The organism is Clostridium lundense DSM 17049, from assembly GCF_000619945.1.
GTDB classification, from domain to species: domain Bacteria; phylum Bacillota; class Clostridia; order Clostridiales; family Clostridiaceae; genus Clostridium_AO; species Clostridium_AO lundense.
The window spans coordinates 45,264-65,195 of record NZ_JHVC01000021.1 but is presented as its reverse complement, the minus strand read 5'-3'; the positions used below and the strand labels follow the sequence as shown (position 1 = coordinate 65,195).

General features: G+C 28.5%; 24 protein-coding genes, 1 pseudogene and 1 riboswitch. Of the genes and pseudogenes, 18 read left to right on the top strand and 7 right to left on the bottom strand.

Annotation, left to right across the window (positions count from 1 at the left end):
• Positions 1-212 (top strand): hypothetical protein (locus T514_RS27220; protein WP_207640954.1); only part of this gene is annotated, 212 nt, incomplete at its 5' end.
• Here T514_RS27220 and T514_RS0118730 read toward each other — a convergent pair.
• A complete protein-coding gene (locus tag T514_RS0118730) occupies positions 196-1,644 on the bottom strand; it encodes an aminotransferase-like domain-containing protein (RefSeq protein ID WP_027626161.1) in 1,449 nt (482 codons plus the stop codon). The genes T514_RS27220 and T514_RS0118730 overlap by 17 nt on opposite strands.
• Before the next feature lie 216 nt (positions 1,645-1,860).
• Positions 1,861-1,956: riboswitch (guanidine-I (ykkC/yxkD leader) on the top strand.
• A 134-nt stretch (positions 1,957-2,090) separates the two neighbouring features.
• Here T514_RS0118730 and T514_RS26295 point away from each other — a divergent pair.
• Positions 2,091-2,231: pseudogene (locus T514_RS26295) on the top strand (ACT domain-containing protein); the annotation flags it as partial.
• A gap of 844 nt (positions 2,232-3,075) precedes the next feature.
• Here T514_RS26295 and T514_RS0118725 read toward each other — a convergent pair.
• Positions 3,076-3,696 (bottom strand): DUF2812 domain-containing protein, encoded by a 621-nt coding sequence (locus T514_RS0118725; RefSeq protein ID WP_027626160.1) that lies wholly within the window; start codon positions 3,694-3,696, stop codon positions 3,076-3,078.
• The gene (locus tag T514_RS0118720; RefSeq protein WP_027626159.1) at positions 3,689-4,015 is read right to left on the bottom strand and encodes a PadR family transcriptional regulator; all 327 of its coding nucleotides are present in this window, start codon (positions 4,013-4,015) and stop codon (positions 3,689-3,691) included. The genes T514_RS0118725 and T514_RS0118720 overlap by 8 nt, the downstream gene beginning before the upstream one ends.
• Positions 4,016-4,187: 172 nt before the next feature.
• Here T514_RS0118720 and T514_RS0118715 point away from each other — a divergent pair, with 172 nt between their 5' ends.
• The 3 genes from T514_RS0118715 (at position 4,188) to T514_RS0118700 (ending at position 6,409) form a co-directional block, all read left to right on the top strand.
• Positions 4,188-4,373, top strand: coding sequence for a hypothetical protein (locus tag T514_RS0118715; protein ID WP_027626158.1), 186 nt, complete (start codon positions 4,188-4,190; stop codon positions 4,371-4,373).
• Between the two features lie 674 nt (positions 4,374-5,047).
• A complete protein-coding gene (locus T514_RS0118705) occupies positions 5,048-5,512 on the top strand; it encodes a DUF3888 domain-containing protein (protein WP_027626156.1) in 465 nt (154 codons plus the stop codon).
• Positions 5,513-5,848: 336 nt separating this feature from the next.
• Positions 5,849-6,409: a hypothetical protein gene (locus T514_RS0118700; protein WP_027626155.1), complete on the top strand. Its 561-nt coding sequence runs from the start codon at positions 5,849-5,851 to the stop codon at positions 6,407-6,409.
• A gap of 101 nt (positions 6,410-6,510) precedes the next feature.
• Here the strand turns inward: T514_RS0118700 and T514_RS0118695 are convergent, their stop codons facing one another.
• The gene (locus T514_RS0118695) at positions 6,511-7,440 is read right to left on the bottom strand and encodes a LysR family transcriptional regulator (protein WP_156940002.1); all 930 of its coding nucleotides are present in this window, start codon (positions 7,438-7,440) and stop codon (positions 6,511-6,513) included.
• Between the two features lie 162 nt (positions 7,441-7,602).
• Here T514_RS0118695 and T514_RS0118690 point away from each other — a divergent pair, with 162 nt between their 5' ends.
• The 3 genes from T514_RS0118690 (at position 7,603) to T514_RS0118680 (ending at position 10,289) form a co-directional block, all read left to right on the top strand.
• Positions 7,603-8,913: a Na+/H+ antiporter NhaC family protein gene (locus T514_RS0118690; RefSeq protein ID WP_027626153.1), complete on the top strand. Its 1,311-nt coding sequence runs from the start codon at positions 7,603-7,605 to the stop codon at positions 8,911-8,913.
• Between the two features lie 207 nt (positions 8,914-9,120).
• A complete protein-coding gene (locus tag T514_RS0118685) occupies positions 9,121-9,324 on the top strand; it encodes a hypothetical protein (protein ID WP_027626152.1) in 204 nt (67 codons plus the stop codon).
• A gap of 47 nt (positions 9,325-9,371) precedes the next feature.
• On the top strand, positions 9,372-10,289 hold the full coding sequence (locus T514_RS0118680) for a serine hydrolase (protein ID WP_027626151.1): 918 nt from the start codon (positions 9,372-9,374) through the stop codon (positions 10,287-10,289).
• Positions 10,290-10,370: 81 nt separating this feature from the next.
• Here the strand turns inward: T514_RS0118680 and T514_RS0118675 are convergent, their stop codons facing one another.
• Complete coding sequence (locus T514_RS0118675) at positions 10,371-11,405, bottom strand: DUF4179 domain-containing protein (RefSeq protein WP_027626150.1); 1,035 nt, start codon at positions 11,403-11,405, stop codon at positions 10,371-10,373.
• A 4-nt stretch (positions 11,406-11,409) separates the two neighbouring features.
• Positions 11,410-11,964 carry a sigma-70 family RNA polymerase sigma factor gene (locus T514_RS0118670; RefSeq protein WP_027626149.1) on the bottom strand — a complete coding sequence of 185 codons (555 nt, stop codon included), beginning with the start codon at positions 11,962-11,964 and terminating at the stop codon, positions 11,410-11,412.
• A gap of 311 nt (positions 11,965-12,275) precedes the next feature.
• Here T514_RS0118670 and T514_RS0118665 point away from each other — a divergent pair, with 311 nt between their 5' ends.
• From T514_RS0118665 to T514_RS27710, 10 genes are all read left to right on the top strand, one after another.
• Positions 12,276-13,010: a YoaK family protein gene (locus T514_RS0118665; RefSeq protein ID WP_423219366.1), complete on the top strand. Its 735-nt coding sequence runs from the start codon at positions 12,276-12,278 to the stop codon at positions 13,008-13,010.
• A gap of 22 nt (positions 13,011-13,032) precedes the next feature.
• Positions 13,033-13,302, top strand: coding sequence for a hypothetical protein (locus tag T514_RS0118660; protein WP_027626147.1), 270 nt, complete (start codon positions 13,033-13,035; stop codon positions 13,300-13,302).
• Positions 13,303-13,377: 75 nt separating this feature from the next.
• Positions 13,378-13,848: a GNAT family N-acetyltransferase gene (locus T514_RS0118655; protein WP_027626146.1), complete on the top strand. Its 471-nt coding sequence runs from the start codon at positions 13,378-13,380 to the stop codon at positions 13,846-13,848.
• A gap of 91 nt (positions 13,849-13,939) precedes the next feature.
• A complete protein-coding gene (locus T514_RS0118650) occupies positions 13,940-14,125 on the top strand; it encodes a DUF4177 domain-containing protein (protein WP_027626145.1) in 186 nt (61 codons plus the stop codon).
• Positions 14,126-14,254: 129 nt separating this feature from the next.
• On the top strand, positions 14,255-15,118 hold the full coding sequence (locus T514_RS0118645) for a hypothetical protein (protein ID WP_242850632.1): 864 nt from the start codon (positions 14,255-14,257) through the stop codon (positions 15,116-15,118).
• Between the two features lie 62 nt (positions 15,119-15,180).
• The gene (locus T514_RS0118640; RefSeq protein WP_027626143.1) at positions 15,181-15,975 is read left to right on the top strand and encodes a sugar phosphate isomerase/epimerase family protein; all 795 of its coding nucleotides are present in this window, start codon (positions 15,181-15,183) and stop codon (positions 15,973-15,975) included.
• A 63-nt stretch (positions 15,976-16,038) separates the two neighbouring features.
• Entirely contained in the window at positions 16,039-16,161 is a 123-nt protein-coding gene (locus T514_RS27595; RefSeq protein WP_278246537.1) for a hypothetical protein, read from the top strand.
• Positions 16,162-16,264: 103 nt separating this feature from the next.
• Entirely contained in the window at positions 16,265-17,431 is a 1,167-nt protein-coding gene (locus T514_RS0118630) for a hypothetical protein (RefSeq protein ID WP_027626142.1), read from the top strand.
• A 474-nt stretch (positions 17,432-17,905) separates the two neighbouring features.
• Positions 17,906-18,466 carry a hypothetical protein gene (locus T514_RS0118625; protein ID WP_027626141.1) on the top strand — a complete coding sequence of 187 codons (561 nt, stop codon included), beginning with the start codon at positions 17,906-17,908 and terminating at the stop codon, positions 18,464-18,466.
• Positions 18,467-18,512: 46 nt separating this feature from the next.
• Positions 18,513-18,614, top strand: a complete 102-nt coding sequence (locus tag T514_RS27710; protein ID WP_423219365.1) for a hypothetical protein — start codon at positions 18,513-18,515, stop codon at positions 18,612-18,614.
• A gap of 145 nt (positions 18,615-18,759) precedes the next feature.
• Here T514_RS27710 and T514_RS0118620 read toward each other — a convergent pair whose 3' ends face one another.
• Complete coding sequence (locus T514_RS0118620) at positions 18,760-19,293, bottom strand: MaoC family dehydratase (protein WP_027626140.1); 534 nt, start codon at positions 19,291-19,293, stop codon at positions 18,760-18,762.
• Between the last annotated feature and the right edge of the window lie 639 nt (positions 19,294-19,932).

The window sequence follows — 19,932 nt, the reverse complement described above, 5'->3', positions numbered from 1 at the left end:
TGGTATGTGCTAAACTATTATTGTCCATTTTGGGCAATACCTCCTTTGATTTTAGATTGGCTGACGAAACCATATCTATTCTATCAAGGCGAGGTATTTTTTTTCAACGCTTAAGCTTTTCTGAACACACCTGCATAGCAGGTGGTTTTATTTATAGACAACAAAAACAGCTCTTGAAATTTGCTTCAAGAGCTGTCAATCACATTCTCTAATTAATTCTGAAAGTCTCTTTAACCCTTTTTCTAAGTCAACCAAAGAGGCATATGAGTACGAAATTCTTATACTTAAATTATTTGAAAAGTCATATATATTTCCTATATTAATTAGCAATCCTTGCCTACAGCATTCTTCAAATAATTTATTCATAGAAATTTGTTTTCTTAATGTTAACCATACATAAAATCCACCTCTTGGTTTACTCCATGTAGCAATATCTAAAAAATATTTTTCTAAAGTGTTTAATGCGACTTGCCTACGAATTGATAATTGTTTCCTTATTTCTAAAATATATTTCTCATATAATCCACTTGAAATCCATTCAGCTAATACCCATTGGGAAAGCGAACTGGCACCATAATCTGTCTGCATTTTAATATCTCCTAAACGTTCGATAACAGGTTCCGGCCCTACTAACCAGCCTATTCTAAATCCTGCAGCTAGAGTTTTTGAAATACTCCCTAAATATAATACACTATCATTTTTATCTTTGGATTTTAATGTTTTTGGAGGTTCTTCATCTATCCACAATTCCTTATAGACATCATCTTCAATAATAGGTAGCCTTTCCTTTTTACATACATCTAAAATTTCATTTCGTCTGTGCTCAGGCATTACAATTCCTGTTGGATTATGAAATGTAGGAATTGTATATAACAATGATGTACTTTTATTATTAATATTTTTTATAATCTCATTTGGTATAGTTCCGTAGCTATCCATTTTAATTCCTTTTAATCTCATTCCTGATGATTCAAATACAGAAAGTGATTTTAAGTATGAAGGTCTTTCAACCAGAACTGTTGAACCTGGATGTAATATACCCATTGATATTAGTTGTAATGCTTGCAATGAACCTGAAACTATTAGTATTGAATTAGAGGACACATTTATTCCATATCTTCTAAGGTATTGGCTTAGTACTTGCCTTAGATATAATAATCCCTTTGGTTCTTCATAACCTAAAGAGTTTATCTTACTAGAAACATTGTTTAGAACTGTTTTCATCATTTCATGAGGATACATTTCTGGTGATAGTTCTCCTGTTCCTAAACGAATTATTCCACTTTTATATTCTAATTGATTTACCACTTGAATTGTTTGCAAATTTGGTTTATGTATACCACCCTTTACATAACTCTGCCAATTTGGTGGTGGAGTTGAGGCTAATAGTGACCATGCATTATTAACTATTATTGTTCCTCCCCTGCTCTTGCCTTCGATTAATCCCTCAGCCTTTAATTCAGATAAAGCTTCAACAATAGTACTCCTATTCACCTCAAAACTTTCTGCTAATTCTCTTTGAGTAGGAAGCCTACTTCCAAGCGTCCACTCTCCATTTGATATCTTTTTCTTAATATAATCTACTATCTGCTTATATAAAGGTGTAGATGCAGATTTGTCAGGTTTCCAATCAATTATTAACATAAAACACCTCATCTAATATATGTTCTATAGAGCAAAGAATACTATAGATATTTTTCTAAGTCAACCAAATAGTCTTATAATACTTTTATAAAATCCATTAATTATGAATTTGTGATATTTAGACATGTAAAGAAAAAATATAAAGTTGATTTAAATTTTGTATTATGCTAGAATTCATTTATAAGTTACAATTTATAAATAATAAAAAGTTTATATAGTTTAGTTTTCTAGGGTTCCGCAGTTTATAACTGGCAGGTCCGAGAGAAAACGCACAGTTTATTGTGTACACGGAAGGATAAAAGCCTGGGAGATATTTTAATGATATTTCTTGGCTTTTTTTATTTTTGCTTATTTTAAAATTACGCCAAGAGATATTATCATTATATTAATTTAATATCAACATACTAATAGTTTTATATTATGAAAATTAATATGATAAATCTTAAATTAGTACAATATTAGCACAAAAAGGAATAAGTATATTTGCTGTTTCTACTTATGATACAGATTATATTCTTGTTAAAAATAAGGATATAGATAATGCTATAGAATCACTTATTAAAGAAAGATATGAGGTTATAGATTAAGTTTAAAATTATTTCACAATTTTTATATTACAAAAAGGAGAGTAGTGTGGACACTTATTCTCCTTCTTTTACCTATTTATTAACCTATCTCAACCCCTCTCCCCTACAATCCCATCAATCATAAGCTCCTTTTTTTGTATAAAGTTACTATAATATTTATGAACAACAATACGCCTTTGTTTATATTATAAGTATAGAGGACTTTTAAAAGGAGTGAAATCATATGAGTCAATTTGGACCTCCGAATTACCCACCACCAACAACTATTCCGCCAAAACCATCAACTTCTTATATTATTGACTGCGTGAACACATACACCTACGTATGACCCAAATATGGAATGCCTTTCTGGTTTTACCCTACAAGAGTAGAATATGGCGAAATTTCAGGTTATATATGGACTGGCCGATATTGGACGTTCTATGGGTTTGATCCAGAGTTTATTGATCAAGTTGCATGCTATCCAGTTCCTACCCTTTATTAAAGGAGTATTAAAATAATATGTCTAAAAGGCCCTTAGTGTAATTAACTACATTGAGGACCTTTTAAATTCAAAAAACTTTTCAACACCTATACACTGCTAACAACACAAATAATGTTGTTAAGAAAGGTCAAAAATTATGCTTTAACAAAGGTAAAGAATTTTTGATTTTTTAGGCAAGTGTATTGCTAAGCAAAAACTCCGAACTTAGAACATTAAAATATTTTCTTTACTATTCACTTCACTAAAAATAGGAGTGTTCCCACAGACAGCACCCCTATTTTTCCTAAATTAACTCAATACTATTTTTTATATTTAAAATAGAGTAGTTTTTACTCCCACTAAAGCTTAAAAATCTGTTTATTATTCGTAAGTTTTTAGTTCATTTTTATATCCTAAAATTGTGTTTGTATACATGATAGTAGGAACTGAAAATGTCACTCCTACAATAGCCATAACTATTCGAAATGCACTTACATTATTAGTTCTAAAATACGGAAGAAAACTGCCCATCACAAAAGCTATTACTAATATCACATTTGTTAAATACATATTGCGAATGGACTTATAGTAGCTTATCAAATCTTTAAAATCTGTATGCAGCTTAAAAGGCTTACCATCTCTCTCTTTCTCAAGAATTAATATTTCTTTATTATAGCCTCCTGCACTTGTAGCAATCTGCCCCATTCCTTTTGCCCAAGGACGCCACTTTACTTTCCCATAGCAATACCTTAAATTTAAATTTTTATTAAAACTTCTAAATCCCAATGAATCTAAAAATTTTTGATACTCTACTATCTCCTTATAAGATTTGTCAGCTACAAATTCAACACAATACTCATATTTTCCTGGAGTACACTGTTCAAATTCATATAATAATTTTCCTGTTTTTACTAAGCGGTAACCCTTAACAGACATACTATTTAGAAATCTCCCCTGTTTTTCTAAAAAACCTCCGAAATAACGATATATCTTTTTATTCATGGCTTCCCTCCCCAATAATCTTTAAAGCAGTATCATGAATCTCCTTTAACCTATCTACCTCTTGCTCAACAATTCTTTTCCCCTCTTCTGTTATAACATACTCTTTTTTTCTACTATCTTCATCATGAAGAACAATCCATTTTTTCTTCACCAAAGTATTGATGGCTCCATAAAGTGTACCAGCTCCTAAAGATAAGCGACCTCCTGTTTTATCTTCAATAAACTGCATTATCCCATATCCATGATTAGGTTGATACACTGCTAACAACACAAATAATGTTGTTTCTGTTAAAGCACCACCTTTTACATTGTCCCTCATATCTTCACCTCTTCTTTATTACGTTTACCGTAATATAAATATATCACTAAACGTAATAACTGTCAATTTAAACTCATACATTATATTGAAATTAATGTTATAATTAACATATACATAAACTATAGCTTAATGCATACTTGTAAGATGGGACGAATAAAAAAGGGGGATAATTATGAGATTAATTGGATTATCTATACTTTTGGGGATAGTTGGAGTTATACTGGCTTTCTTAACAAGCAGTGCTGGCAGTGACGTTAATGGAAATTTTGTTTTTGCAATGTGGATAATGGGTTTCTTCAGCCCCTCTATTTATGTGTTAGACAAATTGTATAAAAAAATTAAAAACAAGGAGTTTTAATTATTATGCAATGTTCTTAAATTATAATCATTTGGTTATTGTAATTTAATTTATAATACCAACTATTTTTTTGTATAAAGTTATTATAATATTTATGAACAACAATACGCCTTTGTTTATATTATAAGTATAGAGGACTTTTAAAAGGAGTGAAGTCATATGAGTCAATTCGGACCTCCGAATTACCCACCACCAACAACTATTCCGCCAAAACCATCAACTTCTTATATTATTGACTGCGTGAACACATACACCTATGTATGGCCCAAATATGGAATGCCTTTCTGGTTTTATCCTACAAGAGTAGAATATGGCGAAATTTCAGGTTATATATGGACTGGCCGATATTGGACGTTCTATGGGTTTGATCCGGAGTTTATTGATCAAGTTGCATGCTATCCAGTTCCTACCCTTTATTAAAGGAGTATTAAAATAATATGTCTAAAAGATCCTTAGTGTAATTAACTACATTGAGGACCTTTTAAATTCAAAAAACTTTTCAACACCTATATACTGCTAACAACACAAATAATGTTGTTTCTGTTAAAGCGCCTCCCCTTACATTGTCCCTCATATTTTCACCTCTTCTTTATTATTTTATAATTTTATGTTTCAATAATATAAATCCACTGATAGGAGAAACTATTTATAGAACACTCTCGGAGGTGGTATTTTTGAAAAAAATTGTACTTATAATAAGTCTTTTAACAGTAATAACATCTTTTGAGATTCCATGCTCTGCCTATGAATTAACCATAAAACAACCGCCTAAAATTGAGCAGTCTCATTTGGCAGAGAACTCAAAGGAAATTATTTATAGAGATATGCTTATTTCATTACTTGTTCCATATATGCAGAAAGAAATAAATAACTATTACAAAGAATATCTAACTGAATTGCCGATAATCTTTCCATATAGTGTTGATATAGTAAATGTTGAGAGGCAAGGAGGAAGTGGATATTTAATTAGATTAGAGGTAATAGCACACCCTTTTGTTGGCTCAATTAATACTGTTGGTGATGATAGAATGATAATTGAGACTGGAGCATTTGGTTCAGTTCAGATTAAGAAATTTGAACACATTAAAAGTTATCCACTGCCTTGGAACTGGCAACACATAATAAAGAAACCTTATTAAGTATATTTGATAACATATTTAACACGCATTATTCTTTTATCATGTAAGATAGGCGTATCAACTTACTACTCCTATCTCTACTAATTCTTTTATATATTCATTAATAAGTTTCAAGTCCCCTACTCCCCTGCCCTCTTTTAACTGTTTTCAAAATACCATCCACTCTTCAATTTATTTCTTTTCTTATTCTTTCCAAATGAAAATTTATTCTTGGAAAATCTCTAGCTTTCTAGTTCAATAATAAGCATTCCTATTTCCCATAATTTTCTTAATATATGCTATAATTAATTCATAATAGTAAAATATTATTAAATTATGAAATAATGGAGTGAGATAATGAAAATAAATAAAAAATTAATAGTTAACTTAGTATTTTTAGTTATTTTAATCTCTGTTTACTTATATATGTCAGATTACAGATTAAATGAGATTAAAGCATCAAAAGCACATTTTGGTGTGGGAGAAGATGCTCAACTTTTTGAAAAAGTAAATTATAAATGGGGAGCTGTACATTTATTTAAGACACCTAAAGGATCATGTACTGCTATATCAAAAAGACTTGGTTTTTTATGGAGAACAAAAACTGTATTTCATATGGAAGACAACCAAGATTTAGTTAGTACAGTTGGTTGGGCAAATAATGAAAAATGTACAGTTTATGCTGTAGAAAGTTCAGATAATAGTTTAGCGTATATTGAAATGGGTACTGGTATAGATAGAATTAGAATATACTCAGAAAAGAATAAACCTATGATTTTTCAATGGGATAAACCTATAAGGTGGAATGATTTTAATGGGGTTGCTTATTCTAAAACTGGAGATGCAATTTACGAGTTTAGATACCCCAAAGGCAATACAATAAAAATGGATGAAATACGATGGTTTCCTATTAAATAAACTTAATATAATTTTCTTACATTGTTCCTTGTCACTACAAAAATAATACATAAAGGAATAAGAACATTGAAAAAGAACAGAAACCTGTTCTTTTTTAAGTCTTAATCAATAATTATCTCTTTTTTATCTTTATATACTTTTGCAGCTTCTACAAATTCTTGAACTGCTTTTAGATAGTAACGTTTTTTAATAAAGCCAAAGCTAATCATATATTTTGCACGTTTATCTAATTGAAATAAATGTAATGCAGAAATTTGTTTATTATCAAGTGTCTTGTGAACTAATATTTTAGGGCAAAAGCATACCCCGATTCCTTTACAGCACATTTCCAATAATGTTTCAATATTTTTTGATTCTACAGCTACTTTTAAATCAAAATTAACCTCTGATAAAAATATACTACTGATTCTTCCTGCAATATCATCCTTGCTACTCATTAGAAAGGGACACTCTTTCAACAGAGATAAGTCTGGGTTTTGGTGTAGCATATTTACAATTTCATTCTTTCTTTTTCCATATACATTTTGAAGCAATTTATCCGAAATAAGAAGAATAACTTCTTCTTCATAATAATTGTCAAATTTAATATCCGGATGATTTTGTGAATAATTTGCAATCATTAAATCTATTGTTCCATCAAGAAGAAGAGATGGTAACTCATCATTTTCACCTTCAATAATCTGTATCATAATATCGGAATGTTCTTTTTTATATTCTGCAATAATATCTGGCATCAACACACGTCCTCTTGTATGCGCAATACCTATCCGTAACAAACCTTTTTTTTCATCACAAATGTCTGAAAATTCCTCTTCTATGGAACTATATAGAGTATTAAATTCATTGGCATAACGTAGGAATATATCCCCTGCAAAAGTTGGTTTCAATGGAGTACTGCGAATAAAAAGTTTACAACCCAGTTCTTTTTCAAGTGAAGCAATATGGGCACTAAGCGTTTGCTGAGTAATATATAGATGTTGAGCCGCTTTTGTAAAGTTAAGTTCTTTATAAACAGCCAAAAAATACTTCATACTTAAGAGATTCAAATCTACACCTCTTTTCCTGTTATAATATATATAAATAACAGTATTTTTACTGTATTATAAACTGAAAACAATAGTTAGACAAGCTTTTCCTCATATTGTATCATTGTGATTATAAGAAAATTATTCTAATAATTGGAGGGAAGCTACGTGTTAGAGACAATGATTCTTGGCATGTTTATTATGGGACTCTTAGTTTGTATATGGTGTAATTTATCCATTCTGTATGCTCTATTATTTGGGTTTACTCTCTTCTTCTTATATGGTTTAATGAAAAATAATTCAGTAAAACATATGATACAAATGTCTTTTAAAGGTATAAAAACAGTTAAAAATATATTAATTATATTTTTCATGATTGGCATGCTTACAGCAGTATGGCGTGCATCAGGGACAATATCCTTTATTGTTTACTATTCTACAAAATTAATTATTCCAAAAGCATTTATTCTAATAACATTTTTATTTTGCTGTATATTATCTATACTTACAGGAACCGCATTTGGCACGGCTGCTACCATTGGGGTAATTTGCATGACCATATCAAATGCCATAGGTTCAAACGAAATATTGGTGGGAGGGGCTATATTATCTGGTATCTATTTTGGTGATAGATGTTCTCCCATGTCAACAAGTGCATTGCTAATAAGCGAACTAACAGGCACAGATATTTATAAAAACATTCAGCTTATGATTAAAACTTCAATTATACCATTTATATTTACATGTGCAGTTTATCTAATTTCTGGTTTTTTATTAGAGAGTAAAAGTGTCTCTCTTGAAATTAGAACCTTGTTTGCAGATAATTTCAACTTGCATTGGCTCACTATTTTACCTGCTATTCTAATTATTGTAACGTCTATATTTAAGTTAAATGTAAAAATCACAATGATTTTAAGTATCATAACTAGTAGTATTATTTGTATTTGGATTCAAAAAATTGAGTTTACCTCACTGCTTAAAATGTTTATTACAGGATATCACTCATCTAATGCAGAACTTGCCCTCATGCTAAATGGTGGCGGTATTCAATCTATGTTAAAAGTTTCTGCCATTGTATGTTTATCATCTTCTTATGCCAGTATTTTTGAAGGAACAGGTTTATTAGATGGCATAAAAAAACATATTAATAATCTTTCAAACACAATTACTCCATTTGGTAGTATTGCTATAACTTCATTTTTAGCAAGCATGATAAGCTGTAATCAGACTTTGACTATCATATTAACTCATCAGTTATGTAATAAGGTTACATCTGACAATTACCAAATGGCAAATTCATTAGAAAATACAGCGGTTGTTGTTGCCCCACTTATACCATGGTCTATTGCATCAGCTGTACCATTAGCTACAGTATCAGCACCAACAATTTGTATTTTAGCCGCTTGTTATTTATATATATTGCCAGTGTATAATTTCTTTCGCTCAAAAACAAGAGGTGCTATATATATGGAAGCATAATGCTAATACAAAAAAATTCATTGAAATAAAAAATAACAGAATCTGTTTTCAGAATCTGTTATTTTTAAGTCCTAATCAATAGTTATCTGATAACTACCCACTTTAATAGCAAATGTATTAATTTTACATATTTCTCCTTAAAATATGTTATAATTGTCTCATGCTTTATATAGGAATAGATTATTTATACTATGGAGGAAAAATAAAATGTTTATTGAATTAATGAAGGGAATAGGAATATTTTATTATTGGACATGGTTTTTGTGGCCCTTTATATTTGTATTTGCATTAGTACATGCTATTTCTTCTATGATAAAAGATGAAAAAGCATCATCAAAAAATAGTAGTATAGTTGCTTCTATTTCACTTTTGATTATTTTAGCAGGAATCGTCTCCCCCGCTTTTAACTAAAAAATAGATTATAAGTTACGCGTCACATTGGATTGTAAGGAGGTTTTATGGTGAAAAAAATTATAGGCATTGCGTCCATTTGTATGATATGTATTTATATGATTGGATGTAATAATGCAAATCAACAATCAGTTGAACATAAAAATGATAATACATCCTCAGTTGTTACAGAAAATAAGAATACATTATTAAAGGAAACCCTTGTAGAGAACACTTCCTCATCAAAAAAAGCTGTTGACTATACTGAACTTTTTAATGGTATTGATGGCTGTGCTGTTTTTTATAATAGTGATACCAAAGAATATCAATTTTATAATGAACAATTATGCGAAAAACAGGCATCTCCTTGCTCAACATTTAAAATAATATCAACATTAGTTGCACTTCAAAAAGGAGTACTTACTTCTACTGAATCAAAAATGAATTATAATGGAACTGATTATCCTATAAAATCTTGGAACAAAGATTTAACTTTAAAAGAAGCTTTTCAAACATCCTGTGTCTGGTACTTTAAAAAAGTTATAGATAAAATAGGGAAAGATGACATGGGAAAATCACTAAAAAAACTTTCATATGGTAACTGTGATGTAAGCCAATGGAACGGCGAAAATATCAATCCATTACCTGAACTAAATGGTTTTTGGTTAGAATCTTCTTTGAAAATTTCACCTAAAGAGCAAGTAGAAGTTTTAGCAAATATTTTTAATGGCAAAACAGATTTTTCAAAACAAAATATTGAAATTCTTAAAGATATAATGTTAGTAAACAAAAATGAACATATTTCCATTTATGGTAAAACAGGTACAGGGTATAAAGATAATGCTTGGTTTGTAGGAATGCTTGAGCATAATACACAGAAATATTTCTTTGCAATTCATTTAAATGATAAAAATAATAAAAATATATCTGGCCCAACGGCCAGGGAAATTGCACTTAAAATTATTGACCGATACTATAATAATTAGATACTTGGGGAACACATATAGATTTGTGTAAATCAAATCTATATGTACTCCCAATGGCCATGAATTCCAAGAATTCCCTTGTTATTTAAGTTTTGATAAATCTATAGTAAATTTATCCCCTACCTTTTTATATTCACCATCCATCCTACCACTTTTCTCTGGATATTTAGCTGCATATGGAGTTAGTGTTAACGTCTTAGCACCTACATTAATTTTTCCAGTTTTAAATAATGCTTCATTTTTTATATCATAGTTCATATAAAACGAAACTTTATTACCTAAATCATCATTTCCTCTTAACTCTATGTCATATGCAGATTTTGTTTTTAAATTAGCTGTTGATGAGGAAGCATAAATTTTTTGACCAAGTGCACTATCTGTATACTTAGTTAAAGTATATTCTTTACCATTTTCAAGTATAAATTTATTATTAAGCGCTATTTCTCTAGTATCAATTTTTAACTGATCCCCATTAGTTTTAAACTCAAAACTCCATGTTCCCTTTTTTTCTTTATTATCTAATATCATGGACTTACATAAAATTTTTATATTTAAATCTCCACTTAAATTAACTTTATCTAAATCATAAGTCATTACTCCTTCTGTAGTGTAATCATCAACAATTGTATCGCTTCCACCAGCTCCATTACTTGCTTTCTTACCATTTATATAGACAGTGAAGAAAGGCATCCAAGATCTACCACCTTCTAATTTTTCATTAGAACTTATATTATAAGAAACATTTAACTGATTTCCATCTAGTATAACTTCATTTAGCTTAACTGTTATCCCTTTATTAGTTACAGATTTATTTACAACAGTTTTATACTCATCTAAATTTTTTTGTATTCCTAAAAGACTACCTATATCTCTACCAATAATGTTACTTACCCTTGTAGCATATACGTAAGCATTATTACCTAGTATTCCTACAGTTAATACTAAAGCTACTGCAGCTGCCACTGCTATATTTCTTTTATAAGGTTTCTTACTATTAATTGATTTTCTAAACTTAACCTTTAGATTCTTCTTTTCAATATCATTAAAATCATCTTTTTTGTACTGCTCCAAATTTATATCTGCATCATTTAGCATGGTATATATATCATTTTTCATATTATTACCCCCTACTTTCCATAATTTTAAACATACTTTTTATTTTTTTCTTTCCTCTAGATAACCTATTATAAATAGTTTCTCTCTTTAATCCTGTCTCTTTACTTACAGCCTCTATTTCTTTTTCTTCCACATATAACTTGTAAAATAACTCTCTATCCCTTTCCTTTAAGCAATTTAACATATCATTCACATCATCATCTAATTCATTTTTAACAACTTCTTCATGAGTTGTATCTGGGACCCCTATTTCTAAATCATCTATATTTTCATACCCCAGACTTTTTAAATACTTCCTTTTATAATCTATAGACTTAAACTTAGCTATGCCAGCTACCCAGTTTTTAAATTCATTTTTACTTTCGTCAAAACTGTCAATGTTATTCCAAATACCAAGAAGTATATCATTGATGCATTCTTCATGAACACTTTGCAAATTATAAAGTTGCTTCTTTACAATAGACTTTATAATCCATCCATAGTTGTCTATAACATAATCTAATGCTTTTTCATTCTTATTCACTAACTGAGATATAAAATTCCCCTCATCAATTTTCATTTTTAACCTTCTTTCTAAAGCAAGCTTGCATTTATTTGTTCCCTACACTTAATACTTCGAGTGTTAGATTGGTATATCTATCAATAGTTTAAATTTAATCCATATTTTTTTATAAGCCATATACTAATTTGCCATATTTTTCTTTAGCAATATGTTATAATTAATTCATGATTGTAGAGTTATTTAATAAATTTATGAGTTATATTTTATAGGGAAGAATTTATGATAGAATCAGGAAAATCACAGAAGATAATTTTCTCATAATCTAAGTGGTATTGGTAAATTTATGTGACTATGAAAGGATGATTTAAATTTTGATTGGCAAGGTTTTTTATTTAGTGAAAGAAAAAAGAGAAAAACTATTTTTCAACCATGCTATACATGAATCTGTCCCATTTGGTATACTTCTTGCAATTGTTGGTGGATTTTTAGATGCTTATACATTCATAGGAAGAGGTGGTGTTTTTGCCAATGCCCAAACTGGAAATATTGTACTTTTAGGCATATATGCTTCAAAAAAAGAATGGAGGCAAGCACTAATCCATGTTCCACCTATACTTGCTTTCATAGTTGGAGTAATTGTTGCTGAATGGATAAGAAATAAACAATCATGTTTATTTTTACAGGATTGGCCACAAACCATCTTAACTCTTGAAATTATAGTGCTTATTATTATAGGATTTATACCTGATACTATTCCTAATATTGTTGTAACTGTTACAGTTTCCTTTGTTGCCTCTATTCAGTCCACTTCCTTCCGTAAATTAGTTGATTCTCCATATGCTACAACAATGTCCACAGGAAACTTGCGTACAGCTTCACAGGCAGCTTATATTGCCTTCTCAAAAAAGGATCATGAATCAGCCATACGTGCTGTACGTTTTTTTACAGTAATTCTATCCTTTATACTGGGAGCATTTTTAGGTGGATTGTCTACATTAGCTATGGGAGTTAAGGCAATATGGGTTGCATCCATTATATTGGTCTGTTCAGCTATATTATTTAGCATTGGCAAACAAAAGAACAAATGTGAATCAGACAAATAAGTCTATATGGAGGAATTAGTTAATGAATAATAAAAAGTTTATTCGTAATTGGGAAAAATATAGACGCAAAGGTAAGAAAATATATGTATTGACTAATAGTATCATCATGGGTATAGCAATGTTTGTAGGCTCTATAATTGGTACATTAGCTAGAGGAAATAATTATAACTTTGATACGCATTTATCATTTTTTTTCGGAGGTCTTTTAGGAGGATTAATTGCGGGACTTATAAACTGGCCTAGAAATGAAAAAAAGTATAAGGAATTAATAAATAATAATTTAGACAACTAGACCAAGTTTTATATATTTATTTAGGAACAATTAGAAATATAAAAATGTACAAGTTATATTTTAAGGGGGCCAATTATGATAGAATTACAAAAAATCACAGAGGATAATTTTAATGATTGCATTAAATTAGAACCAAAAGAAGAACAAAGAAGTTATGTTGCCAGTAATCTATTAAGTCTTGCAGAAGCCTATGTTGCTTTAAGCAATAATGAGGGTATTCCTATGCCCTATGCCATTTATAACAATGACGTTATGGTAGGCTTTATAATGTTAGTATATATTGAAGCAGCTGAAGATACTGATGAAAATACTTATTGGGTTTGTAGATTAATGATCGACAAAGAGTATCAAGGCAAAGGTTATGGTAAGGATGCTATGACAAAAGTAATTGAATTAGTTAGAACTTTCCCATATGGAAAAGCTTTGGCACTTTCCCTTTCCTATGAGCCAGAAAATATAGTAGCAAAAACACTTTACGCATCTTTAGGTTTTGTGGAAACAGGTGATATTGAAGATGGTGAATTAGTAGCAAAGCTTACTTTGTAGAAACATAATATCTTAAAAAACTGTAATTTATTATTTATTGATAATTGTATAATATTTTTATAAATATACTGTTTATAGTGAGGTGATAAATATGTATGAGTATAAATATGTTCAAACAACTTTAGGAGGTATATTCGCTCAAGCCAATCATCATGAAATAATAGATAAATATGCCAAGGAAGGCTGGAGATTAGTACAAGTATTACCTATGTATTATAATTCTCATGGGAAACCTACTGACTATGAGGTTATATTTGAACGAGAAATCACTAAATAAAATTATTCTTCCTCAAATATGGGAGTATTATATAAATACTCCCATATTTTCCTTTATTAATATGTTATAATTGATTCATAATTATTAAATACGTAAATGATACCTAACAATAAAAAAGGGGTGAATAATATGTTCATCAATATAATAAGAACTGAAGATAACATAAATTTTATTGAACCAAAAAGTTATTCAATATTTACTGACAATGATGATGGAACTGTATCAGTTCAACAGAATGTATGTGCAATTTCAGATAGGATTTGGATAGATGAAGAATTTCCTTTCAATACAGGTCAGGAATATATATATAAGATAAAATTACCTAATAATATTTCCTTGGAAGGTTATATTTTTGAAAAAGGTAACGATGACTATGGACACTATATTCTTTTTCTTAATTTTAATGCTTCTATATACCTTCATGACAATGAGAAACGTCCAAATATTCCTTGCGGTAAAGTAGAGATAAATTTAATTTTATCTCCTGATATGATAGAAGGTTCGGATAAATTAATTAAAAATTTCCATGGAACTTGGCCAAGTTTTCATGAGGCAAACATTAGAATTATTGAAAAATCAACAGAATCTATGACTTTAGAATTTCATGATGGATTTCTATTTGATAAAGTAGTAAGACTAATAATAACTGGTATTATTTCTGAAAGCTATGATAAAGATTCTATTGAAAGCTTTAATGATAGATGTTTAACCAATGTTCAATTCAGAAAAGTTGAATCTAATATGAAAATATTACTATTTGATGATTATATCATAGAAAGTCTACCTGAAGATTTTGATACTTCAGTATTTGATGATCCAGAATTTGATACTGATACAATTAGACACCTATATATTACTGAAGAACATAAGAATCATGGTGTTATAGTGTGTAAAAGTTTAAAAATAGTTGTAACCATAAATGAAGATAAAAAGAAGCAGTTGGAAGAAGACTATAAGGAATTTTTAGATGAATGTCAACATAGTGTACAATAGTAATATAGGACTAAACCTAAAACATATTTTAACTCTAAAAAGTGTATTTCTAGGAGGATAAAATGAAAGTCGGTGTTAGCTCTCCATATAAAAAACTTCATTTAATTTCAGAAACATTTAAAGAATATAATATTGAACATATACAAATCTCATTACCTGCTGATCTAAAAATAATTGAAAATGATCTATATAATGAAATTATTAAATATAAAACTAAAAATCCAAGTATTGAAATAAGTATTCATGCATATCCATTCAATTTAGCTGAAAAAGTTCAAGCTGTTCGTAATATATGGATTGAATTAGCTGAAAAAACAATTTCTTTTGCAAATAAAATCGAAGCATCATTTGTCAACTTTCACATTGGATATAGTTGTAATTCTGGAAAGCGAACTGAACACCATAAAATAATAAAAAAACTAATACCAGTATTATACAAAATCACCGAAGTAGGTATACACAACAATGTGGAAATTCATATTGAAAATTCATACCCAGAACAAAGAAACAGTGATTTTAGTAAAATGGGTGATAGATTAAGTGACTTTGAAAAAATATTTGAAGTCATTGATTCTTCTGCATTAAAATTATGCTATGATTATGGCCATGGAAATTTAGATGAACATGGAATTGACATACTTCGTAAATTTCACTTTAGATTAGGTAGTATTCATGCTCATGATAACGATCAATTAGCTGATATACATTGGCCAATTGGAAACAAGAAGTTAGGTACAATTAATTGGAATAAAGAAATTAAGTTTTTAATGGATATCAACTTTCAAGGTGCTTTTATATTGGAAAGTTACATAAAAGATCAATTAGAATCCTTAAATTATCTAAAAAAATTAAAATAGTATGAAAATCATAAAAATGTGAATTAATTTTATTAGTAAAAAGAAACTATGGGGGGGATTTTTATGCTAGTGTTAATTTTAGTAGGCATGGGTATTTATGCTTTCATATTATTTGTGAAACTTGCAAATAGAGGAATTACAGCACTTGATATTTACATAGAGGAAAAGAGAAATAATAAATTGTAGATACATAACTTTCTTAAAACAAATAACTTATTTACCACATTTTATAATTTGTTCTAAACTTTTCTGTTAAATTACCGATGTAATCTTTAAGGAGATGATATAGATGAACACAATAAACAATTTTCAGGGTATAAGTAATTACACAACAAATAAATCTGTTATTGATAGAGTAAAATCTGAAAACCTTCAAACAGAAAAAACATATACACCAAATATATCTAAAGAACAGCTGCTACCAAACCAAGCTATCACAAATCCAGACGATATTGAGCAAGCCATGCTTACAGATTTTACAGAGTTAAGTCGCTTTAGCTGGAGTAGTTTTTCCCCATTATATTTTAAAGATAATACTCAAAAAATTGATAATCTTGTGAATGCTACAAAAAAATACACTCAGTATATAAATGATAATTTTGATGGTGATAAGAAACAAAAGTATTTAGATTCTCTAAATAAATATGTAAATCTTGCTAAGAGCTCAATATCGGATGAAATATCATGCAATATTAGCAAATTTTTTAAGCTAGATGTGGATGATACTAATGATATAAAAAATAATATTAGTAGTATTATAGATAATAAGCTTAATAATACTGCGAAGACAGATAAATCAACTTCACTTAAAGATATGAATTATGAAGATTTAAAAATCTTAAGTGCTGGTATTGAAAGTATCGGTAAAAACTTGATGGAAGATTTTTATTATTCTGATGGTTATAACGTAGCCGCCTTGGGAATGGCTAAGATGAAAACTAACTTTATAGTACAAAAAACCAATTTATCAGATGACATTAAGAAAAAACTTTCAGATTGCGTAGATAATAAGGTAAATAAAGAATTAGATTCTATTTTTAAACTTCAAGGATTTGCTCAAAGACTAAGAGAGGTATTTGCCAGAGAAAAAGGCTTCTCATTGGAAGAGATAACAGGTGTAGATTCTTCTAGTAGGCTTGAACAATTAAAAAAGCGTACCTCAAATACATATAAAAAATTTACAAATATTGAATTTAACATGAATTTTATGAATAGCTTTTTAAATATAATGAACGATATTAATAAGCAATGTTCCGATGATATAGATTATTATAAAAAGATTGATGCTAAACTAGGTACCGGAATAAGCAAGTCTATTTCAGAATTACAAAAGACTATTACTGATAAACTTACTTGTGATTGGAATGATTTCATTGATAAAATGCCTATAGAAGATGATAAATCACAATATTATCTTCCTTCAAGTAACCATAATATCATCTGTACTTTTGCTTGATAGATTATACAGATGTCTTTGAAAATTAAACAAAAATTATATTAAAGAGCCTAGCAAAACACCGTACTATTCAATTCTGAATTTTACGGCATTTTTGCATGGCAATACAAATATATGACGCAAAATATAACTCTTCATATAGCGCTCCCATACATTACACGTCTCCTATTTCTTCTAAGCCTTTTAACCACATTTAAAATATTTATACACCCTTAAACCCATTCTCGTCCATTATATAATAACAAATGTATTACTTCCTCATATATCCATTTAGTAATATGTTATAATTGATTGGTAATTGTTAAACATGGAACTTAAAACCAATAATCAAAAGAGGCTGTTGTATGGGTATATTTTTATAGTAATCCTTATTGAGGAAAAAACAAATAATAAATTGTAATTATGCGCCTTTCTTAAAACAGAACTGAAGAGTATATGGATGACTTAAAAGATTTCAAATGGCAGGAGGATAAAATGATAAATTATAAGTATAGATTATTAATAAAATTAATTGTTATTTGGCTACTCATAAATATTTATCCAATTACAAATCAATTAAATCCTTTAACAGCATACAAGATTAATGAAATAAAATTCTCTATTCCTAATGTTATTTTCTATTCAACTATAGCATATTTGATAACCTTATTTATATTTTGGTTAATTAACAAAATTAGTTTTAATAACTTTGGCAGAAAGGTATTATTAATTACAGGAGTTATTCCAATAATATTACCAGTTATATGTTACATAATAAAAGATGGTTTAGGTACATTTATTTATATGCTATTAGCTATAGTAGCTATAATAAGTGGAGTGATAATATATTTTTTTCAAAAAACAAAAACTCATTTCATAAAAGGTTTGTTAATTTACTTATCTCAATTCCTTGGACTTTACTTAATAATTATCATTTGGGAAAGTATTACAAATATAAACTTTGAAATTATACTTTCTGTTGGACTAGCTACTTTGTTTTTATCAAATTTAATTTTGTTAAATGAATTAAAGATTGATAAAAAAAACTTTTTCTAGAATATTATCTAAAATTATTTATATAACATAAAAGGAATGATGTACTTTGAGTAGTAGACCTATATTTAATGAAAAAATCACAGTTGAAGAATTTAATAAATATTATTGGTATAAAACAGAGCTAGTAAGCTTTTCAAAGATAAAATGAAAGTTGCTTCTATTTATTTGTGAAACTTGCCAATAGAGGAATTAAAGCACTTGATATTTACATAAATGAAAAGACAAATAATAAATTATAAATTTTAAGGAAGTCTATTTCAGACTTTCCTTAATTCACATTTTATAAAAACATTCTAAAACAAAGTTGCTTGAAAACATAATATACCATTACTAAAACCCTTAATAAGATTTCCTTCATATTTTATATAAACTGGATTACATCCATAAACAGGATGAATATATTTTACTTCTATCTTATTAGTTTGAGTTGTATCACAAAGTTCTTTTAGAATAAACAATCCTTGTACAACAGGATTTTCTGTAAGGTGAATAGAATTTGTATCTCCTGTTAGATGGCTGAAATCTGCAATTTCTTCTTTTGAAAAGTTACGCCATAAAGCCCCATTATCTGTAGAAGTTTCTGTTTGAATATATTCTTTAACTTTTACATTCATCATTAAATAAACTGTTAATGTTTGTGCGATTTCATTATTAACATATCCATTACAGTTGATTACACAAAGTCGTCTATTATTTTTTACAATTTCATTTTTATAAGTTTCTTTATCTAATTTTGGTTGGAATCGTTGATATTTTACTTTAGCAATAAATGCACCATCATAAAAAAAATCTTCTTTTGTAGTAAATGCTCTAAATAAATCTATCATTATTATTCTCCTTATATTAATATTATAAGTATGTCCATATAAATTATAATTTTGTCTTTTCTTAATTATACTGAATATTAATAGAAATTCAAATAATGAACATTACTATATAAATAAACTATACTTTAGTATATATATTGTACATTATTGTAAAGTAATTTTCTTAAAACAGAGTTATTGAAGATTATTTTGTACGCTTTTTTTAATTAAATACTTGTTAAAAAACAAATAAAACATTGGCATAAATACTATTCGCCCAATCAAGTGATTCTTAGCTTCAGATGGAATTTTCTTAAAAGGAATACTTACTCCAGCTGAAGCTTAGAAGAACTTATCTAGGGACGTAGCTGCCTTTATCTGCCACTTATAGAGGATGGCAGTATTAGGGCAGGTAGTCATCAGATAAACCAACCAATTTCACCATTTCTCAAATCTACAAAATAACCCCAAATGACTGCAATCATAAATGTAGCTATAATTCCACTATATTTTTTCATATTTAGTCCCCTTCTTCAATGAACAGAATATTGTTTTTTAATCATAATTTTATCTTGTGATTAAGATTTTTAAAAATTATTTTACATATTTAATATATACTTTTTAATTAGTTAAAAAGTGTCATCGTGGTATAATTATAAC

What these genes read in the sequence shown, in the direction of transcription:
- T514_RS0118620 (WP_027626140.1), bottom strand. Translation starts at nt 19,293, where the DNA reads ATGATAGATTTATTTAGAGCATTTACTACAAAAGAAGATTTTTTTTAT.
- T514_RS0118680 (WP_027626151.1), top strand. Translation starts at nt 9,372, where the DNA reads ATGGTGAAAAAAATTATAGGCATTGCGTCCATTTGTATGATATGTATT.
- T514_RS0118660 (WP_027626147.1), top strand. Translation starts at nt 13,033, where the DNA reads ATGAATAATAAAAAGTTTATTCGTAATTGGGAAAAATATAGACGCAAA.
- T514_RS0118685 (WP_027626152.1), top strand. Translation starts at nt 9,121, where the DNA reads ATGTTTATTGAATTAATGAAGGGAATAGGAATATTTTATTATTGGACA.
- T514_RS0118650 (WP_027626145.1), top strand. Translation starts at nt 13,940, where the DNA reads ATGTATGAGTATAAATATGTTCAAACAACTTTAGGAGGTATATTCGCT.
- T514_RS0118695 (WP_156940002.1), bottom strand. Translation starts at nt 7,440, where the DNA reads ATGAAGTATTTTTTGGCTGTTTATAAAGAACTTAACTTTACAAAAGCG.
- T514_RS0118625 (WP_027626141.1), top strand. Translation starts at nt 17,906, where the DNA reads ATGATAAATTATAAGTATAGATTATTAATAAAATTAATTGTTATTTGG.
- T514_RS0118675 (WP_027626150.1), bottom strand. Translation starts at nt 11,405, where the DNA reads ATGAAAAATGATATATATACCATGCTAAATGATGCAGATATAAATTTG.
- T514_RS0118630 (WP_027626142.1), top strand. Translation starts at nt 16,265, where the DNA reads ATGAACACAATAAACAATTTTCAGGGTATAAGTAATTACACAACAAAT.
- T514_RS27595 (WP_278246537.1), top strand. Translation starts at nt 16,039, where the DNA reads ATGCTAGTGTTAATTTTAGTAGGCATGGGTATTTATGCTTTCATATTA.
- T514_RS0118720 (WP_027626159.1), bottom strand. Translation starts at nt 4,015, where the DNA reads ATGAGGGACAATGTAAAAGGTGGTGCTTTAACAGAAACAACATTATTT.
- T514_RS0118730 (WP_027626161.1), bottom strand. Translation starts at nt 1,644, where the DNA reads ATGTTAATAATTGATTGGAAACCTGACAAATCTGCATCTACACCTTTA.
- T514_RS0118655 (WP_027626146.1), top strand. Translation starts at nt 13,378, where the DNA reads ATGATAGAATTACAAAAAATCACAGAGGATAATTTTAATGATTGCATT.
- T514_RS0118670 (WP_027626149.1), bottom strand. Translation starts at nt 11,964, where the DNA reads ATGAAAATTGATGAGGGGAATTTTATATCTCAGTTAGTGAATAAGAAT.
- T514_RS0118715 (WP_027626158.1), top strand. Translation starts at nt 4,188, where the DNA reads ATGAGATTAATTGGATTATCTATACTTTTGGGGATAGTTGGAGTTATA.
- T514_RS0118725 (WP_027626160.1), bottom strand. Translation starts at nt 3,696, where the DNA reads ATGAATAAAAAGATATATCGTTATTTCGGAGGTTTTTTAGAAAAACAG.
- T514_RS0118645 (WP_242850632.1), top strand. Translation starts at nt 14,255, where the DNA reads ATGTTCATCAATATAATAAGAACTGAAGATAACATAAATTTTATTGAA.
- T514_RS0118700 (WP_027626155.1), top strand. Translation starts at nt 5,849, where the DNA reads ATGAAAATAAATAAAAAATTAATAGTTAACTTAGTATTTTTAGTTATT.
- T514_RS0118640 (WP_027626143.1), top strand. Translation starts at nt 15,181, where the DNA reads ATGAAAGTCGGTGTTAGCTCTCCATATAAAAAACTTCATTTAATTTCA.